This window comes from Streptomyces sp. XY431, assembly GCF_001279805.1.
In the GTDB taxonomy this organism is placed as follows: domain Bacteria; phylum Actinomycetota; class Actinomycetes; order Streptomycetales; family Streptomycetaceae; genus Kitasatospora; species Kitasatospora purpeofusca.
Genome location: NZ_LGDO01000105.1, coordinates 60,973 through 77,480, shown reverse-complemented (window position 1 = coordinate 77,480; position 16,508 = coordinate 60,973). Strand labels below are relative to the sequence as shown.

Sequence of the window (16,508 nt, the reverse complement as noted above, 5' to 3'; positions counted from 1 at the left end):
CCCCCGGCTCCCCCGGCTCCCCCGGCGGCTGATGCGACTACTTCCAGGCCGACCGCGACAACCGGCTCGACTCGGGGCCCGAGCCCAGCCGCTTCCACACCTCCCGCTTCCAGGTCCCCGCTCCCCACGCCGGCGTCGACGTCCGCCACGCCCACGGCCTCCGTACCCGCCCCGCCCACGACCGTCGCCCCCTCGCCCTCCGCACCTGCGACAGCACCGCAGGCCACGCCGGCCCTCGCCATCGGCCAACCTGTTTCGACCTCCACGACGGAGCTGTCCACCACCGGTACCGGGGCCGGCGTCGCAGTCGCCTTCACCGCAGGGACCGTCGCCGTCGTCGCCGGCACCTTCCTGATCCGCCGCCGCAAGCCGGGCACGCACCGGCGCGGTTCCACTCCGCAGGACTGAAACGCCGCAGGACTGAGACGCCGACAGCGGTCGGCTGCCGGCCGCCGACTGTCAGCGAGGACAGCGACCTGTCGGTGGGATGTGGGTGGCCCCCGGGACAGTAGGCACTGGGCGTGAGCGGCCGTGAACGCGCGGCCCCGACCGCCACCAGACCACTCCGAGCTCCGGGAGCCCGCCATGCCCTCCGTACCCCAGACCCCACCGTGGGACGTCCACCGGCTGCCCCGCGCCGAGGGGAAGAGGTTCCTGGTCACCGGCGGCAACGCGGGCATCGGGTACTTCGTCGCCGAGCAGCTCGCCGGTACCGGGGCCACGGTCGTCCTCGGCAGCCGCGACCCGGCGAAGGCCGAAGCCGCGATCGCTTCCATCGCCTCGCGCGTCCCCGGCGCCGAGCTGCGGCACCTGCCCCTGGACCTGGCCGATCCGACCTCGCTCCGGGCATCCGTGGACGCGCTCGGGCCGGACCGCCTCGACGCGGTCGTCCACAACGCCGGGGTGGCGCTCGACCGTCCACCGCGCCGCGCAACCGCGGCCGGCCAGGAGCTGATGTTCGCGACCAACCACCTGGGACACTTCGCGCTGACCCACCACCTGGCTCCCCTGCTCGCGGCGACCCCGGGGAGCCGGATCGTCACCACCGGCAGCTTCGCCGCCAAGTCCGAACGCCTGGACCTCGACGATCTCCAGAGCACGCACGACTACCGGCCCAAGCGCGCCTACGCCCGCTCCAAGCTGGCCCAAATGCTCTTCGCCCTCGAACTCGACCGCCGTCTGCGCGCCGCCGGCAGCAGGACACTGAGCGTGCTCGTCCATCCCGGCGGCGCGCTCGACTCCCTCACCCCTTCGCGCCCGCCGCTCCACGCCCGGAGCGCCCGCGAGCGGCTGGGCCACCTGCCGCTCGGCCTCGTCGTCCAGGGCAAGGACGCCGGCGCATGGCCCGCGGTCCGGGCCGTACTCGACCCGAGCGTCCGCGGCGGCCAGATGCTGAGCCCCCGGGTGTTCGGGCTACGCGGTTCACCCAGGACCGAACCCCTGTGGGACCACCTCACCGACACGACCGTCGCGGCACGCCTCTGGGCGGCCAGCCGCGACCTGACCGGCAACGACCCGACATTCACCGCGCCGGCAAGGCCCGGCCGGACCGAAGGCCCCGCGGCCGCCGGAGCTGGCGAGACGGACGCCTCAACCGGATGAGATCGGGTGCGGGCCTTGCTCGTTGCGTCCCGCTCGGACGTGGGCGGCTCGCAGCGCCACCCACGCCGAAAGCCAAGCCGCCCTCGCCTGCCCCGGAGGCCGGGGTGCCGACCCGCGCCAGTGCCAGTCCGCGTGCCAGTACCCGTGCCAGGAAGAGCCGGCCACTCCGCCGCCCGACCGTCCTGGTGACCTCCTCACGGTCACCGGCCCGGAACCCGGATCTGCCGGCGGAACCAGGCCTCGAGAGCCGCGTAGTCGCCCTCCGTCAGACCGATCCGGGGATCGACGCGATGAAGCAGGGCGGGCCCCGGATGATGGGCGGCGACCCAGACCCGATCGGTGTCGGTGACCTCGTCGTCGACCCAGGCGAACGGCCGCCCCGCGGCCCAGTCGACGAGGGCTCGGGTCTTCCAGTGCAGCCCGTCCCGCTCGTCCTGCTCCTCGGTGTCGGACGGCTCCGGCCAGCGGACCACCGCGAGCCTGGGAAGGCCGATGCGGGGTGCGATGCAGTCGTTCGCATCGGCCATCCATGTCGTCGCCCACACAATTTCGCACGGCAGCGCCGACAGGCGGGGCCCGTGCGCGGGATCGATCCTGCTCAGGAGCGGATTCGCATCATCACCGAGCCCGTCGGCCCCCGTCGCGAAGCTCGGATACCGTTCGGGTGCCGCGCCGAACGGGATGAGAGGTCCGTCGACGTCGAGAAACAGCAGCGGACGCTGCGCGGAGCCGGTCACGGAAGCACGATAGCGACCGCCGGTAGCGGCACCCACCCGCGGCACTCGCCAGGACCCGCCACACCCTCCGTCGCCGTCGGCCGACCTGACCGGGCCGAACACCGACGGCGGCCGTTCGCCCGTCAGGCGGCCAGGCCGAGGCCGAGGGTGACGGCGACGGGGGCGAGGTAGAACCACGAGACCCGCCAGCAGACCGACCGCACCGGATGTGACAGCAGCGCCGGAACGTCTTTCGCCGGGCCCGCGGCTGCGCGTCGGCCCGCCGATCCGCGGGGGATCCGACACTTCGGGCCGCCCGGCCACCGGTGCGCTGTCGTCACGGTGACCGGGCTCTGAACGCGGTGGGCGGGTCCGGGCGGCGAAGAGGGGGGATGTCCGCCGGCCGGACCTCGCTCTCGCCCACCGCACCCTCTTCTCACCCCGATCCGCCACCGCAAACCACCCCGGACGGTGTCAGTCGCCGCCCGGAGCGGACTCGCGGGGTCAGCGGCCCGCCGGTGCGGCAGGGTGCTCACCGGCGCCCGCGGTGTTCCACGCGGCCTCGATCATCCGGAAGATCTCCTCCAGTGCCGCGTCCGGGTCGGCCGCCTCCCGGGCCAGCGTGAAGGCGTCGATCGCGAATCGTGCGATCGTCCGGCACGCCGTGGTGCTGCGCCGTGGCCCGGCTTCCGCGATGACACCGACTGCGGTGACGTCGTCCGCCGTGACCGCGACGTCCGCGGCGATGGCCGTCGCCAAGGATTCGGCGTGGCGCAGCCTCATCGTCGCCTCGTACTGCCGCAGGGCGGGCGAGGTGTCGATCAGGTGCCAGAGCGGTGCGGCGCCGTCGGCGGTGCAGTGCTGCACCAGGGCCCGGATCTCGCGGTGCAGCGCGGGAACGAGCGTCTCGTGCGGGGCCCGGTCGGTGACGGCGTGGACGAGGCGCTGCTCGAAGTCCTGATCCTGTTCGAAGACCAGGGCCTCCTTCGAGGCGAAGTGGGCGAAGACCGTGGTGACCGCGACATCGGCCTCGGCGGCGACGTCGCGGATCCCCACCGCGTCGTAGCCGCGTTCGAGGAACAGCCGCAGGGCGGTGTCGGCGATCTTCTGACGGGTGGCGGCCTTCTTGCGTTCGCGGCGCCCGGTCGGCCCGGTCCTCTCGGTCATCCGGCCACGCTATCAGGACCGAAATCCTCACAACTACAAAACACTAACGGTTAGTGTTATGGTCGTCCGCATGAAGAAGGTGATCTTCGCCGAGTTCGGCGGCCCCGACGTCCTGCACCTCCTCGACACCGACGAGCCCCGACCGGGGCCCGGCCAGATCCGCATAGCCGTCCGCGCGGCGGGCGTGAACCCCGTCGACTGGCGGATCCGCGAAGGCCAGGTCCTCGGCGCCCACCCCACCCGACTGCCCTCCGGACTGGGCCTGGACGCCGCCGGAGTCGTCGACGGGATCGGCGAGGGCGTCCGCGGCACACGGGTCGGGGACCGCGTGTTCGGCGAAGGCATCGACACCTACGCCGAGTTCGCCGTGCTGACGGCCTGGACCGCCATGCCCGAGGGCCTCACCTTCGAGGAGGCCGCCGGCTATCCCTCGGTGGTGGAGACCGCGCTGCGGATCCTGGGCGAGGTGGGCGTCCGCCCGGGGCAGACCCTGCTGGTCAGCGGCGCGGCCGGCGGGGTCGGCTCGGCCGTCCTGCAGATCGCCCGCGACCGCGGCATCGGCGTCGTCGGCACGGCCGGGGCCCGCAACCAGGACTACCTGCGGAGCCTGGGCGCCCTCGCCACCACCTACGACGAGGGCTGGCCCGACCGGGTACGCGAGCTCGGCCGCGTCGACGCCGCCCTCGACCTGGCCGGCTCGGGCGTGATCCCCGAACTCGTCGAACTCACCGGCGACGCAAGGAAGGTCGTGTCCATCGCCGATCTCGGCGCACCCGATCACGGCGTCCGGTTCTCGGGCACGGCCGGGAGCGTGCCGGAGGCACTCACCACGGCCGCGGACCTCGTCTCACGAGGAAGGCTCCACATCCCCGTCGAGAAGTCGTACCCGCTCGCCGAAGCCGCAGCCGCCCACATCGACAGCCGCGCCGGCCACACCCGCGGGCGCCGGGTCCTTGTCGTCCGGTGAACCCGTCGGCACGCGGGCTGCACCCCTCCGACGCCGTCACAGGATTTCGATGGACCTCACCTACGGCGGCCGGCTCGGGAACGTGACGCCGGTACCTCGGCGCTGAAACGCCGACAGCGGCCCGCCGGGGACGGCGGGCCGCTGCGAGCGGTCGTGCGGGTGGCGCGGGTGGCGCGGGTCGTGCGGTGCTACTTGAGGCCGGTGTGGATCGCGTTCACCAGCTCGCCGTTGGCGGTGTCGCCGCTGAACTCCCAGAAGAAGGCGCCGCGCAGGTTCTGCGCCTTGGCCCACGCCATCTTGGCGGTGATGGTGGCCGGGGTGTCGTAGCTCCACCAGTTGGTCCCGCAGTGGGCGTAGGCGGTGCCGGCGACCGTGCCGGTGGCGGGGCAGGTGTTCTTGAGGACCTTGTAGTCCTCGATGCCGGTCTCGTAGGTGCCGGCCGCCGCGCCGGTGGCGGTGCCGCCCGGGGCGGACTGGGTCACGCCGGTCCAACCGCGGCCGTAGAAGCCGATGCCCAGCAGCAGCTTGGAGGCGGGCACACCGATCGACCGGTACTTGGCGATGGCCTCGGCCGAGGTGAAGCCGGCCTTCGGGATGCCGTCGTAGGCGGTGAGCGGGGAGTGCGGGGCGGTCGGGCCCTTCGCCGCCCAGGCGCCGAAGAAGTCGTACGTCATGACGTTGAACCAGTCGAGGTACGGCGCACCGGCCGCGTAGTCGGCCTTGTCGATGTTGCCGCCCTGCGAGGCGTCGGCGGAGACCGCCACCGTGACCAGGTCATTGCCGAACTCGGTGCGCATGGCCTGGACCATCTTCTTGAACGAGTCGGCGCCGCTGGTGTCGCAGGTCAGGCCGCAGGCGTTCGGGTACTCCCAGTCGAGGTCGATGCCGTCGAAGACGTCGGCCCAGCGCGGGTCCTCGACCAGGTCGTGGCAGGACTTGGCGAACGCGGCCGGGTTCTGCACGGCCTGGCCGAAGCCGCCGGACCAGGTCCAGCCGCCGAAGGACCAGATCACCTTGATGTGCGGGTAGAGGCGCTTGAGTTCGCGCAGCTGGTTGAAGCTGCCGCGCAGCGGCTGGTCCCAGGTGTCCGCGACACCGTCGACGGAGAGGTCCGCGGTGTAGGCGCGCTCGTAGTCGGCGTAGGCGTCGCCGATGGTGCACTTGCCGTTCTGGACGTTGCCGAAGGCGTAGTTGATGTGGGTGATCTTCGCGGCGGAGCCGGAGGTCACCAGGTTCTTCACGTGGTAGTTGCGGCCGTAGACGCCCCAGTTGGTGAAGTAGCCGAGCTTGACCTGGTCGCCGGTGACGATGTCGCCGCCGGTGGTGCGCACGGTGCCGGGCGCGCTGGCGGGGCCGGTCAGGTCGGCGGTGTCGCGGGCGACGACGGTGTAGGTGTAACTCGTGCCCGCGGTGAGGTTGCTGTCGCTGTAGGTGAGGCCGGTCACCGTGGCGACCTTGGTGCCGTTGCGCAGGACGTCGTAGTTCTTGATGCCGGTGTCGTCGGTGGCGGCGGTCCACGACACCTTCAGCGAGGTGTCGGTGATGTCGGAGCCGACCGGGGTGCCCGGCGCGGACGGCGCCTGGTTGCCGGGCAGGTCGGTGCCGTCGCAGGAGGCGCCGTTGAGCTTGCAGCCGCTGGGTGCGCCGGGGCCCGCACCGTTGAAGCCGAAGGTCACCGAGGCGCCGGGGGCGAGGGTGCCGTTCCAGCCCTTGTCCTTGGCGGTCCAGTGGTTGCCGGTGCTGGTGACCGTGGCGTCCCAGGCGGAGGCGACGCTCGTGCCGGCGGGGAAGTCCCACTCGATCGTCCAGGACGTGAGCGTGGTGGTTCCGGTGTTCTTCACCGTCCACTTGCCGTCGAACCCGGAGCCCCAGTCGGAGCCCTTGGCGAAGGCGGCGGTGGCCGAGGTGGCGGCCTGGGCGGGGGTGGACAGGCCGACGACGGCGACCAGCGGCAGGGCGAGCGCGGTCAGGCCGGCCGCGGCGGCTCTCAACCTCTTTGTGGGCAGGGCGAAGCGAGTCAGCAAGAGAGGGCTCCTCGACGTGGGGGCGGACAGGGGTGGGGAGTCCGTGACCGCACGCTGCGCGACGTCCGCCGCAGGGTGCTTCGGCGAGACTAGAAAGGTCCAGACCAGTCAGTCAAGAGGTTCAGACCACTTTCCTTTACCTTCCCTTTGCCGGGACGGGGCGCGCGTCGGATCCGTCCTGGGACGACCTGGGACGACCTGCCGTCATCCGATGCAGCATCAATTCACCGGTCGAGGCCTCGTACTCGCAACAGAGGACGTAACCGGGCGCGACGGTCGCCGGCATTCGCACCGGCTCCCACTCCGGCTCCCACTCCAACTCGGGCTCCTCGACCTCGACCGGTTCCGGCGGGCGCAGCGGGCAGCGGCGGCGAGCGGCGCCCGGGGCACGCGAGTGCCCGGAGCGTGGTTCGGGCGGGGGCCGGGTAGTACCGTTCTACGGGTCGTCGCTGTGATGGGGGGCATCGCACATGCGCCTGCTGTTCTGGTCAACAGCATTGGTATGTACAGGTGTTGCAGTCGCTCTGGCCCTGTGGGCGGTCCTCGGGGACGCCGCCGGGGCCGAACGCGCGAGTGCCGTTGTCGGGGCGGTCGTCGGGCTCGCCGGGCTGGTCGCCTCGGTCTTCGCGCTGCGGCATGGCGGGGGTGCTGCCGTCCGGGCCGGTGGACGCGGTGCGGTCGCTGCCGGGGGGAGCGTGATCGGCAACGCGATCGGTGCCGACAGCAGGGTCACCGGGGTGTCCCTGGCGAGCCCGCTCGGTGTGCCCGCACCCGGGCCCGGGCGGACCGTGTCCGCCCAGGGCGAGGGGGCGGTGGCCGCCGGGAGCGATGTCGCCGGGAACGCGCTGGGCGAGGGCGGCGAGGTGACCGGCTGATGGCGGGCGGGCGCTTCCGGCGGCGCGGGCAACCGGACCCGGCCGAACCCGAACGGCCGGCCGAGCACGTGGAGGTCCGCGGCGGCGGGGTCGGCGCCGGGGCCGACGTCGCCGGCAACGCCATCGGCTCACGCAGCACCGTGACGAACAACTTCAACTACTACGGGCCCGCGGAGCCCGAACCCCGCTCCGGCGCCCCGGCACCGTCGGGCGCGGCCCCGCCGGCGCCCGAGGCTCCTGACGAGCGCCGCTACCAGGTGTTCGTCAGCTCGACCAGCCTCGACCTGCGGCAGCACCGCGAGGCCGTCATCGACGAGCTCGTCACGGAGGGGTACATCCCCTCCGGCATGGAGCTGTTCGACGCACGCTCGGAGGGCGCCTGGGACGTCGTCGCGCGGGTGATCAACGACTGCGACTACCTCGTCCTCATCCTCGGGGCGCGCTACGGGGACCTCAACGGAGGGACCGTCAGCTTCACCGAACGGGAGTACGACCACGCCCGCTCGCTGGGCAAGCCCATCCTGGTGTTCGTCCACTCCGATCCCGCCGAACTGCACACGGACAGCTGGCAGCCGACACCGGAGGACACCGAGCGGCTCGCCGTCTTCCGGGAGAAGGTGCGCGGCGAGCGGCTCTGGCGGCCCTGGCGCACCGTCTCCGGCCTGCGCAGCGATGTCACCAGGTCGCTGCGGCTGGCCGTCCGGCACAATCCCCAGCCCGGCTGGGTCAGGGGCAACTCGACCGCTCACACCTTCTCCGCCGAATGGCAGAACCTGGTGGCGCCGGGGACGCAGATCGGTGTGGCCCGGATCAGCGTGGACGGGCAGGCCGGCAACGCCCTGAGCGAGAACCTCGGGAAGGCCGCGTCGATCGGGATCATGTCCACCAGCGGGAAGCGGCTGATCGAGATCCAGACGCCCTACCTGACGAAGGCGCTCGTGGCCGGGGCCCGGCTCCGCGTCCTGGTGCCGGTCTCCGACGGCCAGTTCCTCGCCGACGTCGACGAGTCCGAGTCGCTGTGGGACGAGCGCTCGCCGATCGCGGCCGAGGTCCGCGAGGTGGAGGCGCGGCTGCGGGCGATCGTCCGCGAGGCCCGGGCGCGCAGCACGGCCGCCGGGTCTGCCGCCGGCTCGACTGCTGGCTCGACCACTGGATCGGCCGCTGGATCGGCCGAGATCGGGTTCTTCACCACGCACCTGCGGTCCACGATGATTCTGTGCGACCGGACCTGGGGATGGATCACCCTGACCCTGCCGCCGGCGAGGGCCCCGGAGACCCCGTCCCTGGAACTGCGCGGGACCGAGGAGTTCGGTCTGATCGACGCCTGCTGGAAGCACTTCGACCGGACCTGGGCCATCGTCCAGGAGCGCGGAGAAGTGAAGACGATCACGTGAGGCGAGCTGCGATGGACATGCGAGACACGACACCCCTCCTCTCCCCCGCCGCGGCCGAGCGGTGGCGCGAGCGACTCCTTTCGGCCCAGGCCTTCATGCGGACCCGCCGGCACCTTCCGGGCGTGCTGATCGAGGTGGCGGCCCAGCACCCGCTGGCCGAAGGCGGCACGCCCGGCGAGGAGTTCGCGGCCCGGCTGCGGCGCGGCCACGAACTCTTCCAGGGATACCTGAAGGCCGGACGCCCGGTGGAGGTCTACGTGCCGGGCAGTCGGCACCGCCACCTCGGGGTGGAGGACGAGAGCAGCCTCAGCCGGGCCGGCGGGGACTTCCTGGAGAAGCTCGGCGTACCGTCCTCGGCCGTCCACGGCGACGACCTCAACGCGCGCTACAAGGGCGACGCCGGCGTCTACGGCTCGGCGGACGAGTGCTTCGTCGCCGCCTCGTACTTCAGGGACGGGGGCTTCGGCACCCTCGTCTCGGTCTGCTCGCCGGCCCAGATGATGCGCAAGACCCTGCACTACCTGCAATTCGGGGTCTATCCGCTGAACCACACGGCGCCGACGCCGGAGGGGCACCACGACTTCCTCCACGAGCTCCTGGTCGCGGTACCCGACGTCCTGGACACCGACGACACCCTTCAGACTTCGGACTCGGAGGGAGCCGAACTCCTGCGCGCCGACCGGCGACCCCCGGCAGGCTGACATCCACGGGCCCCGGAAGCCCGGGCCACCCTCACAGGACCCGCAGGGCAAGGACCGTCCAGCCCAGCACGGGCAGCATCCCGACCGTCCAGCCCAGCACGAGTGCACCCCATTCCACCTCTACGCCCGGACCCGCCACCCACCGTGCGACGAGCAGAACCGGAACGGTCGGCGCTGCCAGGAACATCCCGTCGTACACCCAGACCACCGAGCCGACCGCGATGAGGGCGACGCTCGAAGCGCACACCGTTCGGAACGCGTCCCGCTCCCGGCACGCCAGCGCCGACCCGATCAGCAGAACGACGAGGGCCGACGGCCCCGGGAAGAGGACCGCCGGCGGCACACAGCCCAGGACAGCCAGTGCCGCCAATCGGAGAGCGGCAGCGTTTAGGAGCCGGGCCGACGGTGCGGTCGTCACAGTGTTGGTGGCCAGCTGAGATTCCCCGCTCGCGGCAACCTGACGGGGCGTCAAGTGGCCGCGATTTCGATCACGCGCAGTAGTCGGGGGCGGGCTCTCCAGCTCCCCGCCTCACAAGACAGGATTTCCTGAATTCAGGATTCTCTGTATCGTTGGGCTTGTGCTGACTCTCGCTTCCGAGGTCGAGGTGCTGGCGCGGTTCGGCCGCGCGCTCGCCGACCCGATCCGCTGCCGCATTCTGCTCGCCCTGCGCGAAGCCCCCGCTCACCCCTCCGACCTGGCCGAAATGCTGGGTGTCTCCCGCACCCGGCTCTCCAACCATCTCGCCTGCCTGCGCGACTGCGGTCTGGTCGCAGCCGTCCCGGTCGGGCGCCGAACCCGCTACGAGCTCGCGGACCAACGGCTCGGCCACGCGCTGGACGACCTGCGCACCGCCGTCGTCGCGGTGGAGACCGACCGCACCTGCGTGGACGCGGACGAGAAGGGCTGCTGCTGATGGCGACGATCTCGCTCGGTCCGTCCCCGGCCCGCCGCGACGCGCTCACCCGGCGAATACGGCTGTTGGTGGCCGCCACGATCACCTACAACGTGATCGAGGCGATCGTCGCCCTCACCGCCGGCACTCTCGCCTCCTCCACCGCGCTGATCGGCTTCGGCCTGGACTCGATCATCGAGGTCTCCTCCGCCACCGCGGTCGCCTGGCAGTTTTCCGCCCGAGACCACATCGCGCGCGAGGCCCGCGAGAAGACCACCCTGCGGATCATCGCCGTCTCCTTCTTCGCGCTCGCCACCTACGTCAGCGTCGACTCGATCCGGGCCCTGGCCGGCACCGGCGAAGCCGAACGCTCCATCCCCGGTATCGCCCTCGCCTCGCTGTCCCTCGCGGTGATGCCGTTCCTGTCCGCCGCCCAGCGCAAGGCCGGCCGCGAACTCGGCTCCGCCTCCGCGGTCGCCGACTCCAAGCAGACCCTGCTCTGCACCTACCTCTCCGCCGTCCTCCTCGTCGGCCTCATCCTCAACGCCACCCTCGGCTGGTCCTGGGCCGACCCCATCGCCGCCCTGGTCATCGCCGCCATCGCCGTCAAGGAAGGCCGCGACGCCTGGCAGGGCAAGGGCTGCTGCGCCCCCACGACCAGCCTCGCTCCTGCGGCTGGTGAGTCGAGCGCCGATGCCTGCGGCTGCCGACCGGGCTGCGACTGCCGCAACTGACCCGCCACTACGGGACGTGACCGCTCCCCGAGGACGACGCCGTAACTGGCCGTCCACGGGGAAGTCCGCCTGGCCGCTGTCATCACGGCACCGGCAACTACAGCAGCGAGAACGGCCCCTACTGCCACAAGCCCGTGACGATGCCCGAGCGGCCCGGCCAGCACCGAGCACACCGCGCACTGACGCTTGGTGCTCCTCAGAACCATTGCTGTATCGCCGCCACCTGCACCGTCGCCTCGAACCGGCAGGCCAGCTTCTCGAACCGCGCGGCGACCGCCCGGTGCTGCTTCAGGCGGCCGATCCCGCACTCCACCGCGTACCGGGCCCGGTAGTCCTCCCGGTCGAAGACCCGCGGCCGGCCACCCGAGCGGCCCCGCCGCCGTCGGTTGCGGACCTGGTCGGCCGGCTCGGCGATCGTGCACCGGATTCCGCGCCTGCGCAGGTAGGCGCGGTTGGCCGCCGACGAATACGCCTAATAGGCGTTGAGGGCCGGGAGTTGGGTCAGCTCTGGCAGGGGCCGAGCGAGACGTCTTGCTGTAGGCAGCGCTTCGAGCGCTTCGACAGGAGCGACGCGTGCGCGGCCAGCTCCACCACTGCCTGGCCAGCCGCCAGAAGTTCGATGAGACGATCGCGTTCACCCCACCGAAACCCTCACCACTCGCCGCAGTTGCTTGACCGATAGCAGCATGGGGTGTCTTGTCGGCCCGCACCCGCACCGGAGTCCGCCGCAGCCGGCCGCGGCACCCGGAAGTCGCGGCAATCGGCGGGCAGACACAGGCCCGTGGTCCGTGCCGGCTCCTCCCGGTCCACAGTGTCGCCCGGGCTGCACGGCCCCCCGAGCAGGGCCGACAGGCGGGTGACGGCCGCGTGGGCCGTGGCGAACACCTCCGTGGGGTGGCGCGATTCGATCAGCCACCGTACGTCCCGCCGTCCTACCCGGTGTCCGCTGACGGGATGTCCGCGACGACGGCGCCGAGGTCGCCCTGGAGCCCGCCTGCTGCGTGATCGCCCGCAGGCGGGCTCAGGCATGGTGTCGGCGCCTCCTGGTCAGGCCGTTGGGCCGGATGCCCGTGGTGCGTCCGGCGCGCTGGGGCGGGTGCGCCGGGGGTGGCGGCGTACGAGGCCGATGGTGGTGGCGGTGGCCAGGACGGCGAGGGCCAGGCCGGTGTTGCGGAGCAGGTCGAGTGGGTCGGTCGCGGTGCTGCTGTGGAGGGGTGGGGCGATGGTGAGCGTCCAGGGCAGGACGGCCAGGGCGATGCCGCCGGCGTGCAGGGGGTCGGTGTTCGGCCTGGCGAGGCGCAGGAGGTGGGCGAGGCTCAGGACGAGGGCCGGCCAGGCCGGGGAGAGGTCGAGCAGGGCCTGTTGGAGGGGCGGGAAGACGAGGTGGGGGTAGTCCTCGGGCCGGGTGTCGAGCCACAGGAGAGTGAGACCGCTCAGCGGCAGCGCGACGGCGGCGGCGGAGCCGATCGCCCAGGAGCGGCCCCGTCGGGAGAGGTCGACGGCGTCGGGCGGTGCGATCAGCACCAGGACGGCCGTGAGGGCCCAGAGGCCGGGAAGTTCGGGATTCCCCGTGAAGTCCGTGACCGGCTGGAACAGAGCCGCCAGCAGGAGCAGGGCCCGGGCCGGGGCCCAGCGGCCGAGGGCGACACACAGCAGGGCGAGAACCCAGGGTGCGCTCTGCGCGGCGCCCATCGCCCAGTGCGCGTCGGGACCGGCAGGAAGGGCGCCGAACAACAGGTGGAGCAAGCTCAGGGCGGCACCGCCGGCCAGCAGGGACGGCGCGGCACCGGCGAGGATCCTGCCCGCGGGATCACTGGAGCTGAGCCGGGTGCGCAGTCGCACAGCGTGGGCGGCGAGGGCGGCCCACTCGCGCAGGGCGGTGCGGGGGCCGGCGTGCTGGACGGCGTCGGCGAGGACCGCGTTGATCTCCTCGCCGTGCGCGGCCCGGTACTCGGCCGGGTAGAGGCCGGCGAGGGGAAGCCGGCGCAGCAGGGCGGGAAGCGGGGTGTGCTCGTCGGTCATGCCGTCCCCCAGTTGGTGCGCAGCGTGGGCCGGGGGGCGCCGAGGGCGAGCCGGCGCTCGGCCTCCGCCACTCCGGCGCGCAGCCGTTGCGTCTCCTCGGTCAGTGTGTGTCGGCCCTGCTCGGTCAGCGCGAAGCTGCGGCGCAGCCGTCCGGCCACGACCTCCTCGTGGGCGATCCGGATGAGGCCCTGGTGGAGCAGGCGGTCCAGGGCCGTGTAGAGGGTGCCGGTGAGCATCCTGGTGCGGCCTTCGGTGATCGCCAGGACTTCCTGGAGGATCGCGTAGCCGTGCCGGGGCTCGTCGGCCAGTGCGGTGAGTACGAGCCTCGCCGGCTCCTGCAGTTGACGGTCTGCCATGCGGGAACCATAGATCATTGATTTAGATATGTCGATGATTTAGCTATGTGCGACGGAGGCCGTCCCGGTGTGCGGCGGACCGCACACCGGGACCGCACACCGAGACCGCATACCGGGACGGGGTCACCCGCCGATCACGTGGGCGGCGATCGCCCGCGGGGTCGGCGCGTCGGCCAGCTCGGCGATCCGGACCGGGACGCCGAAACGGCGCTGCACCTGGGCGATCATGCGGATGAAGAGCAGCGACTCCCCGCCGAGCGTGAAGAAGTCGGAGTCGGCCCCGACGGTGGGCACCCCGAGCAGCGAGCGCCAGATCTCCACGATCTGTTGCACGGTCCGGTCCTCGTCGTCCGCAGCCTGGACCGGGGTCGGGGCCGGCGCCGGGACGGACACCTCTCCCGGACCGTCCTTGGACGCAGGCGTGTCCAGCCAGTGGCGTGCGGCGGCGAAGGGGCGGGCGGGCAGTGGCGCCCGGACCGCCGGGGCCCCCGCGCGCACCGCCGCCCAGTCCAGCTCGACGCCCGAGGCCCACAGCGCACCGAGCCCGCTCAGCAGGTCGCCGCGGCGCGGCTGCAGCGCCACCACGGGCGTCCGCCGGGCCTCGGGGACCTGCCGGGCGCTGCCGATCAGACCGCTGCCCGGGCCGACCTCGACGAGGACCACCCGGCCGCGGGCCGCCGCCGTGACCACCGCGTCCTGGTAGCGGACGGGGCTGCGCAGTTGCTCCGCCCAGTAGCCGGCCGGCCGGAGCCCGCCGGCGGGCAGCATCCGGCCGCTGACGGTGCTGATCACGTCGACCTCGCCCGGCTTGGCCTCGACCGTCGCGGCCAGCGTGTCCAGCGCGGCGGCGGCCCCGGCCATCATCCGGGAGTGGAAGGCCCGCTCGGTGGGCAGCACCCGGTGCTGGATGCCGGCGGCGTCCAGCCGGGCGCGCAGCCGGGTCAGCGCGTCGGCCGGGCCGGACACCACGACCACCTCCGGCGCGTTCACCGCGGCGACGTCGAGCTCGTCCAAGTCGGCAAGTTCTCCGCGCACCACGGCCGGTGCCGCGAGGACCACGACCATGCCGCCCTCGGGGGCCCGCAGCATCAACCTGCCCCGCTCCGCGACCAGGCGCAGCGTGTCGGCCAGCCCCAGTTCGCCGGCCAGGCACGCCGCCGCGTACTCCCCCACCGAGTGCCCGAGCAGGGCGGCGGGCCGGACCCCGAAGGAGCCGAGCAGCCGCCCCAGCGCGTACTCGTGCAGCACCAGGGCGGGCTGGGTGAGGTCGGTGCGGTGGATCAGTCCCTGCGGGTCCCGGTCGACCAGCAGGTCGCGCAGGTCCACGCCGAGGAGGTGCCGGGCCAGCTCGCTGCCGCGGTCGATGTCGGCGGCGAAGGACGGGTAGCGGCGGTAGGCCCACTCGGCCATGCCGGGTGCTTCGGCGCCCTGGCCGGGGAACAGGAAGACCACTTCGGGCCGGCGCAGCGCGGTGCGCACGGGTGCGCCGGCCAGGGCGCGGGCCGCGCCGGCCGGGTCGGGCGCGGCGACGGCGATCCGGTGGGCGAAGTGCCGGCGGTGCTGCTGGGTGGTCATGGCGACGTCGGGCAGCGGGAGGCCGGGGTGGTCGGCGAGGTGGCGGGCGAGGCGTTCGGCGGCGCTGCGCAGGGCCGGTTCGGTGGGGGCGGAGACCAGGACGACGTCCGGGGCGTTCGGGGTGGGCGGCGCCGGGTCGGCGGGTGCCTCGGTGAGCACCACGTGGACGTTGGTCCCGCCGAGGCCGAAGGAGCTGACGGCGGCCCGGCGCGGTCGGCCGTCCGGGGCGGTCCACTCCCGGGCGACCGTGTCGACGGTGAACGGCGATGCGGGGTCGGTCAGTTCGGCCCTGGGCCGGTCGAGGCCGGCGAGCGGCGGGATCCGCCGGTGGTGCAGGGCGAGGGCGGCCTTGATGAGGCCGGCCACGCCGGCGGCGGCCGACAGGTGTCCGATGTTCGCCTTGACCGAGCCGAGCGAGCAGGTGCCCCGGCCGTCGCCGAACACCTCGCGCAGCGCGGACAGTTCGATGGCGTCGCCGACCTCGGTGGCCGTACCGTGCGCCTCCAGGTAGCCGATCGTCGACGGGTCGACGCCGGCGGCCGCGTAGGCGCGGGCGAGCACGTCGACCTGGCCGGCGACACCCGGGGCGGTGTAACCGACCTTCGCCGCACCGTCGTTGTTGACGGCCGAGCCGGAGATCAGCGCGTGGACCCGGTCGCCGTCGCGGCGGGCGTCCGCGGCCCGTTTGAGGACGACCATGCCGACGCCGCTGCCCGGCACGGTGCCGTTGGCGGCGGCGTCGAACGGGCGGCAGGAGCCGTCGGGCGACATGATGCCCTTGGGCTCGTAGCGGTAGCCGGCCCGTTGCGGGAACTCCAGGTCGACACCGCCGGCCAGGGCGAGGTCCGAGTCCCCGGTGCGCAGGCTCTGGCAGGCCAGGTGCACGGCGACCAGCGAGGTGGAGCAGGCGGTCTGGACGCCGATCGCGGGCCCGTTCAGGCCCAGCCGGTAGGCGATCCGGGCCGCGAGGTGGTCCTTCTCGTTGGCGAGCACCACGGACAGCAGTCCCTGTTCGGCGAGGAGTTCCGGGTCGGCCAGGACCTGCTGCTGCAGGTAGTAGTTGAATCCGGAGCCGGCGAACACGCCGACCCGGCCCGGCGGCCGGTCGGTGATCAGTCCACCGCTCTCCAGGGCCTCCCAGGCGGTCTCCAGCAGCAGGCGGTGCTGCGGGTCCATCAGGTCGGCCTCCCGCGGCGGGATGCCGAAGAACTCGGCGTCGAACAGCTCCGGTCCGGCGAGCAGGCCGCGGGCCGGCACGTAGGCCGGGTCGTCCAGGTCGGCGGCGGGCACCCCGGCCGCCAGCAGTTCCTCGCGGGACAGCCGGGCGACCGCCACCTGTCCGGAGAGCAGGGCGTTCCAGTACTCGTCGAGGTCGGCCGCGCCGGGGAACCGGCCGGCCATTCCGACGATCGCGATGTCCTGACTCCGCCCGCCGCTGAGTTCGCCGCTGATCTCGTCACTCACTTCGTCGCTCATCTCATC

At 72.9% G+C, this 16,508-nt stretch carries 14 protein-coding genes and 1 pseudogene; 7 read left to right on the top strand and 8 right to left on the bottom strand.

Annotated features, from left to right (window positions below; genetic code table 11):
• Positions 1-585 precede the first annotated feature (585 nt).
• On the top strand, positions 586-1,602 hold the full coding sequence (locus ADK60_RS13825; protein ID WP_053646020.1) for an SDR family NAD(P)-dependent oxidoreductase: 1,017 nt from the start codon (positions 586-588) through the stop codon (positions 1,600-1,602).
• A gap of 200 nt (positions 1,603-1,802) precedes the next feature.
• Here the strand turns inward: ADK60_RS13825 and ADK60_RS13820 are convergent, their stop codons facing one another.
• Both ADK60_RS13820 and ADK60_RS13815 read right to left on the bottom strand, forming a co-directional pair.
• On the bottom strand, positions 1,803-2,339 hold the full coding sequence (locus ADK60_RS13820) for an HAD domain-containing protein (RefSeq protein ID WP_053646018.1): 537 nt from the start codon (positions 2,337-2,339) through the stop codon (positions 1,803-1,805).
• Positions 2,340-2,822: 483 nt separating this feature from the next.
• Positions 2,823-3,485 carry a TetR/AcrR family transcriptional regulator gene (locus ADK60_RS13815; RefSeq protein WP_053646016.1) on the bottom strand — a complete coding sequence of 221 codons (663 nt, stop codon included), beginning with the start codon at positions 3,483-3,485 and terminating at the stop codon, positions 2,823-2,825.
• A gap of 70 nt (positions 3,486-3,555) precedes the next feature.
• Here ADK60_RS13815 and ADK60_RS13810 point away from each other — a divergent pair, with 70 nt between their 5' ends.
• Positions 3,556-4,452 carry an NADP-dependent oxidoreductase gene (locus tag ADK60_RS13810; protein ID WP_053646033.1) on the top strand — a complete coding sequence of 299 codons (897 nt, stop codon included), beginning with the start codon at positions 3,556-3,558 and terminating at the stop codon, positions 4,450-4,452.
• 188 nt (positions 4,453-4,640) lie between these two features.
• Here ADK60_RS13810 and ADK60_RS13805 read toward each other — a convergent pair whose 3' ends face one another.
• Positions 4,641-6,476, bottom strand: coding sequence for a glycosyl hydrolase family 18 protein (locus ADK60_RS13805; RefSeq protein WP_079008337.1), 1,836 nt, complete (start codon positions 6,474-6,476; stop codon positions 4,641-4,643).
• A gap of 470 nt (positions 6,477-6,946) precedes the next feature.
• On the opposite strand from ADK60_RS13805, the gene ADK60_RS44760 reads away from it, so the two are divergent.
• The 3 genes from ADK60_RS44760 to ADK60_RS13790 are packed head-to-tail and all read left to right on the top strand — an operon-like array spanning position 6,947 to position 9,446.
• Positions 6,947-7,351, top strand: coding sequence for a hypothetical protein (locus tag ADK60_RS44760; RefSeq protein ID WP_159400428.1), 405 nt, complete (start codon positions 6,947-6,949; stop codon positions 7,349-7,351).
• Entirely contained in the window at positions 7,351-8,745 is a 1,395-nt protein-coding gene (locus ADK60_RS13795; protein ID WP_053646011.1) for a DUF4062 domain-containing protein, read from the top strand. The genes ADK60_RS44760 and ADK60_RS13795 overlap by 1 nt, the downstream gene beginning before the upstream one ends.
• 11 nt (positions 8,746-8,756) lie before the next feature.
• Complete coding sequence (locus tag ADK60_RS13790) at positions 8,757-9,446, top strand: hypothetical protein (protein ID WP_053646007.1); 690 nt, start codon at positions 8,757-8,759, stop codon at positions 9,444-9,446.
• A gap of 31 nt (positions 9,447-9,477) precedes the next feature.
• On the opposite strand, the gene ADK60_RS13785 is transcribed toward ADK60_RS13790, so the two are convergent.
• Complete coding sequence (locus ADK60_RS13785; protein WP_053646005.1) at positions 9,478-9,789, bottom strand: hypothetical protein; 312 nt, start codon at positions 9,787-9,789, stop codon at positions 9,478-9,480.
• Positions 9,790-10,024: 235 nt separating this feature from the next.
• Between ADK60_RS13785 and ADK60_RS13780 the strand changes: the two genes are divergently transcribed.
• Positions 10,025-10,360 (top strand): ArsR/SmtB family transcription factor, encoded by a 336-nt coding sequence (locus ADK60_RS13780; RefSeq protein ID WP_053646003.1) that lies wholly within the window; start codon positions 10,025-10,027, stop codon positions 10,358-10,360.
• Positions 10,360-11,073 carry a cation efflux transmembrane domain-containing protein gene (locus ADK60_RS13775; RefSeq protein WP_053646002.1) on the top strand — a complete coding sequence of 238 codons (714 nt, stop codon included), beginning with the start codon at positions 10,360-10,362 and terminating at the stop codon, positions 11,071-11,073. The genes ADK60_RS13780 and ADK60_RS13775 overlap by 1 nt, the downstream gene beginning before the upstream one ends.
• Positions 11,074-11,269: 196 nt before the next feature.
• Here ADK60_RS13775 and ADK60_RS41810 read toward each other — a convergent pair.
• From ADK60_RS41810 to ADK60_RS13755, 4 genes and pseudogenes are all read right to left on the bottom strand, one after another.
• Positions 11,270-11,530: pseudogene (locus ADK60_RS41810) on the bottom strand (IS5 family transposase); the annotation flags it as partial.
• Positions 11,531-12,120: 590 nt separating this feature from the next.
• Positions 12,121-13,095: a hypothetical protein gene (locus ADK60_RS13765; protein WP_053645995.1), complete on the bottom strand. Its 975-nt coding sequence runs from the start codon at positions 13,093-13,095 to the stop codon at positions 12,121-12,123.
• Positions 13,092-13,451 (bottom strand): PadR family transcriptional regulator, encoded by a 360-nt coding sequence (locus tag ADK60_RS13760; protein WP_045939480.1) that lies wholly within the window; start codon positions 13,449-13,451, stop codon positions 13,092-13,094. The genes ADK60_RS13765 and ADK60_RS13760 overlap by 4 nt, the downstream gene beginning before the upstream one ends.
• Positions 13,452-13,574: 123 nt before the next feature.
• A complete protein-coding gene (locus tag ADK60_RS13755) occupies positions 13,575-16,502 on the bottom strand; it encodes a type I polyketide synthase (protein ID WP_079008336.1) in 2,928 nt (975 codons plus the stop codon).
• Between the last annotated feature and the right edge of the window lie 6 nt (positions 16,503-16,508).